General features: G+C 32.0%; 1 protein-coding gene. It reads left to right on the top strand.

The annotated features are described in order from the left end of the window. Positions 1-279: 279 nt before the first annotated feature. The coding region (locus tag QZZ11_RS01345; RefSeq protein WP_292472831.1) for a hypothetical protein at positions 280-4,332 on the top strand (4,053 nt) is incomplete at its 3' end.

Genomic DNA, 4,332 nt, shown 5'->3' with positions numbered 1-4,332 from the left:
TTTGTTTTAACTTTTGTTGTTACTTTTTTAATTTAATAATAATTTAAAGTCTTTTCAATAGATATTTAAATCCATACCCCAATAAAATCATTTTTTTCCTATTGTTAGGATAAATATATTAATTTATTAACATATATTAACTATTATTATTAAATGGATTTAATTTAAATTATATAAAATAATTTGTTATTATTCAAACAAATTCGATGTTTTTAATAGTTTAAAATAATTCTTATTTAATCATTAATGTTTTAAAACATGACAAAATGGAGGTAAAATATGTCTAAAATGAAATATTTCATCATTTTTATGACAGTTATTTTAATGTCCTTAACAATATGTGCGGCGGCAGATAGTGAAAACCTCACACAAACCGACACTCATAGCATAGGATACGAAATAGAGTCACACATTGATGAAAATAATATAAATCATAAAGAACAGGCTCTTGATACAGATAATAATATTCAAAAGAAAAGTCAAGAAAATATAAAAACTCAGGAAACTACCAATATTACAACTGTTACTCAAGACAATTACAATGATTACCTAACAATATCTAACGAAAAAGTCACTTTAAATCAAAATTACTTTGTACCAAGTAACAATTACGTAATTAATTTAACCTACTTCCCTAGTGATACAAATCGGTTTGAAGTGAATATGGATAACCCCGAATATGAAAATGATAATATTACAATAGTTGGAAATGGAATAACAATTACAAACACCAACATAATTCTTAATAAGGCCAGTATGAATTCAATTATTTTGGAAGACATTGTATTGAATTATACTCCAGAATATGATGGAGATTATGTGGATGTTAATTCTGCAACATTAAATGGAGTTACAATTAATGTTGATACACAGAGAGAATCTTTATCCGTGCCACTAACCATTAATGGAGAAAACACCCTTATTGAAAACTGTACAATTAATGCCAATCTTCCTAGTACTCAAATACCATGGGAGGTTGATCCGGAAATACTGGAAATTCCTCAAGGAACAGGTATATTGATAACAGAAGGAAATGTTACTCTCAGAAACAATGTTATCCAGGTTAGTGAATCTTCCATTATCGATGCCAGTGGATATTATAAAAGCCTTTATGGTATTTATATTGGTGGAGATTACACAACATTATGTAATAACACCGTATTAATGACTGGAACACAATACTGTTATGGTGTAGTTATTAGATCATTAAATAATATAATGTCTGATAATAACGTTTATGTCGAATCAGAATATTATGCAGCAGGAATTAATATAGAAGGAAATGCTATTAAAAACAATTTAATATGCGGAAATAATATTGATGTTTCAGCAGGATATAATGAAACAGATATGGAAAATCCTGATGTTGCATATGGATGTCTGATATTGGATAAAAGTTGTGGTGGAGAAAACTACGTAGCAAGTTCCAATTCAATGTACAATAACAGTTACATAAACAACACTGTAAATGTTGATGCTCGTCAAGTTTATGGTTTTGAACTATGGGGTGGAGTAAACAACACAATCTATGGAAACAATGTGACTGTTACTGGTAACTATCCTATGGGAATAGGAGCAATCGGAATAAACACGACCATGGACAACAATACAATAATTGCTGAAGGAACTTCCAATAGTACTGAGTTCAGTGTTGATTATATTAGACCAAGAACAGCAGGAATATTTTCTTATGGTATGAAGGAAGGAAATCGTATAACCAATAACACAGTATATGTAAATAACGGTAGAGCATTACTGATGGAAAAAGCTAAAAATTTAGCTGTAGAAAACAATTTCCTAGTAACAGAAGACTACTCCTATGTAATAGAAGTAAATGATATAAACAACACCTTCAAATACAATGCAATAATGGGTGAAGGCACAATAGAAGAAGTAATAAATGACACAACCGATAACAAAAACACATACATTAACAACAGAGAACCAACAAACAGCACGTTAACTATCAACGCTCCAGAATATGTTTACCCTAATGAACAAAACAATATTATAATCTCACTTAAAGATCAAGAAGAAAAAAGCATTCCAAACCAGCAAATTACAGTGAAAATTGGAGACAATGATGCTCAAACACTAATTACCAACAATGAAGGAAAATGTACGCTACCAGTTACAATAACTGAAACAACCCAAATAATCGCTGAATATGATTGTTACGAAGATTGTGGAAGCAGTGCAACACAAGAGGTAATAGTAAAAGAAAATAATAGTACAAACCCTGTAATCACGATTAATGAATACAATTATAACAATTACTTAACAATATCCAGTGCGGGAAAAGTTTCACTAAAACAAGCATATTTTGTACCTGGAAAGAATTACACTGTTAACTTCGCATACTTGCCAACAGAAGCAAAACAATTAGCAATAAATAACTTCTACAACAACAAATACAAGAATGACACTCTAACAATATCCGGAACAATCAATAATATAAATCTACAATTAAGTAAAGGTAATCTGAAATCACTTAACTTGGAATGTATTGTATTGAATTATGATAATGATTATACTGGAGATTACGTGAATATTCCAAGTATGATTGGTATAAATCACGTTACAATTAATGTTGAGACTCAACGTAACTCTAGTGTTAATGTACTTACTGTTGGAGCAAATTCTACTATTGAAAACTGTATCATAAATCTTAATGCTTCAGGTAACACTCCAACCATTGCTTTAAATATTAGTGGAGAAAACTCCACTGCTAGAAACTGTATAATAAATGCTAACATAACCAGCAACAGAACTAGTTCTCCATTATATGTTGGTGGAGAAAACAGTATTGTTGAAAACTGTACAATCAATGCCAACATTCCAAGCAGCCAGGTAGATTGGGATAATAATAGTCTTCCTAAGGGTATTGGTGTGTGGATAAATGCATTTTATACAACCCTACGAAACAACAGATTCAACTTTACAGAATCCTGTATTTTAAGTGATGGAACACATAGAAGCCTTTATGGAGTATATGTCAGGGGAATAAATACAAACATATACAACAATACTCTTATAGTAAACGGTACACAATACAGTTATGGTTTTGTTGTCAGAGCATCCCAAAACAGAATCTATGACAATAACATAACAGTTAACTCTGTATATTATTCTGCAGGAGTGAACATTGAAGGAAACGGTATGAAAAACAATTACATAACCAACAACTTTATCAATGTTTCTGCAGGTTTCGAACAGACAGATAACGGTAATCCTGATGTTGCATATGGATGTCTGATACTTGACTTCAGTTATGGTGGAGGAGACTATATTGCAAGCATTTCATCAATGGAAAACAACAGATACATAAACAACACTGTAATAGCAGATGCCCGTCAATCCTATGCCTTTGAACTCTGGGGTGGAGTAAATACCCAAATCATAGGAAACAATATGACTAGTACAGGTAACTATCCAATGGGAATAGGAGCAATAGGAATAAACACGACCATAGACAACAATACGATAATTGCTGATGGAATTTCAAACGATACGGAGTTTAGTGCTGACTGGATTAAACCAAGAACAGCAGGTATATACGTTTATGGTAAAATGGAAGGAAACACTATTACAAACAACACGGTCGCAGTAACTAATGGAAGAACAATACAACTAGACAATGCCAAAAACATACTGGTAGAAAACAACTTCCTACTATCCGAAGACTACGCATATGTCATAGAGGTAACTAACGGAACCAACACGTTCAAATACAACGCCATAATGGGTGAAGGCACAACAGAAGAAGTAATAAAAGACACATCAAAAGATGAAAACATTTACATTAACAACAGAGAAGCAACAACCAGTACCTTAACAATAAATACGCCTGAAAATATAATATTAGGTTATGAAACACAGATTACAATATCATTAAAAGATGATGAAGAAAACTGTATCCCTAATCAGTATATAACAGTACAAATAGGTGAAGAAGAAGCTCAGACACTCATAACAGACAAACAGGGAAACTGCATATTCCCATACACTATGACTACCCAAACAGCACAAATAACAGCAACCTACGAATGCTACCAAAACTTCGGATGCACAACAACAAAAGAAATACATACAATAGAACCAATAATATTAACCCCTGAAAACTTTGACACGTATATAACCAATGGATTGTTGAATGAAAATGTGCCGGAGGGTGCTACTATTGATGTACAGGGTAAGTTTGATAATGAAAGATATGCATTTAACATAACCAAGCCGGTTAATATGTTATCCACTACAGGTGATGCTTTCTTCTGTTTCTATTCAACACCTAAACTTGAAGGAACCAGTGAACTTCCTGATTATTCATTCATA

Source organism: Methanosphaera sp., from assembly GCF_016282985.1.
In the GTDB taxonomy this organism is placed as follows: domain Archaea; phylum Methanobacteriota; class Methanobacteria; order Methanobacteriales; family Methanobacteriaceae; genus Methanosphaera.
This window is presented reverse-complemented; position numbering and strand designations above follow the sequence as displayed.